Consider the following 1183-nt stretch of genomic DNA (forward strand, 5'->3'; position numbering starts at 1 on the left):
CAATATCAACCTTAATGGCCAGGGTTACGTAGAAATCCTGATCAAGGACCAAGGCCCAGGCCTGCCAGAAGAAATAGCAAAAAGCCTTTTTAAACCTGTTACCTCAACAAAAGGTGACGGACACTCAGGCTTGGGCCTGAGTATTACCAAAAACCTCGTCAGGGATGCTAAAGGTACCATTAGTTGTAGAAGCAACGAAAAAGGAACGACGTTTCAAATCTTTCTTCCTCAAGAAAGCCTATAGTCCATGTGTATGGAAGCGACTATAGGAGAGGAATATGGAGCAGTAATGAACGTAGTGATTACGTAGTGGTCAAGAGTTAGCATGAAAATACAAAAAACAGAGCAGAATCTAAGTCTGCAAACTGAACAAGCCTGCATTCTTATCGTCGACGATGAGTATCGCCTACTTAAAAGTCTTGAGAACCTTCTACTCAACAAAGGCTATCAAGTTGTTTGCGCACATGGTGGCCTGCAGGCCTGTGAAAAGCTATCATCAGAAGACTTTGATCTAGTTCTTCTTGATCTGAATATGGCTGATCTCAATGGTCATCAAGTGATGGACTTTATCACTCAAAAAGAAATCGATGTTGCAACAATTGTTGTCAGCGGCGAGTCTTCTTTTTCTGCGGTAAGCAAAGCTTTACGACGTGGCGCGTATGATTACTTGCGTAAGCCCTATGACCCTGAAGAACTGCTTTCTACCATGGAAAGCGCCCTGCAGAAGGTGATGCTTGAAAAAGCACACCACGCTATGCAATCGAGACTACAAAAATCTGAAGAACTTCACCGCTACATCGTTAACAGTTCTCCTGATATCGTTTTCATGCTCGACAAAAGTGGTCGATTCACTTTTCTGAACAACAAAGTAGAAAGCATTCTTGGTTATAAGAAAACAGACTTAATCGGCCGAAACTACCTGGATATTATTGAAGAGAATGACCTGGAGCGTGCCAGCTATCTATTTGAGGAACAGTTCGGTAAAAAACAGGATACCTGGTCTTCAGAGTTGCGCCTGAAAGCTAAAAAATCAGACCATACAGCGCGCTATTTTGAAGTCACTTTCTTCCCTATTGAGCGTAAAGTAAGAACCTCAGTTACAGACATTTCCGGAAAAAAGAAAACGCTTACCAAAGTGATTGGCACCTATGGAACAGCTCGTGACATTACCGAGCGAAAAGAA

2 protein-coding genes are annotated in these 1183 nt (G+C 42.5%); both read left to right on the top strand.

The window, feature by feature from the left end:
- Window positions 1-244 (top strand): ATP-binding protein (locus A3729_RS00720; RefSeq protein WP_197475459.1); only part of this gene is annotated, 244 nt, incomplete at its 5' end.
- 81 nt (window positions 245-325) lie between these two features.
- A partial coding sequence (locus A3729_RS00725) for a response regulator (protein ID WP_156497548.1) occupies window positions 326-1183 on the top strand: 858 nt, incomplete at its 3' end.

The organism is Oleiphilus sp. HI0043 (assembly GCF_001634935.1).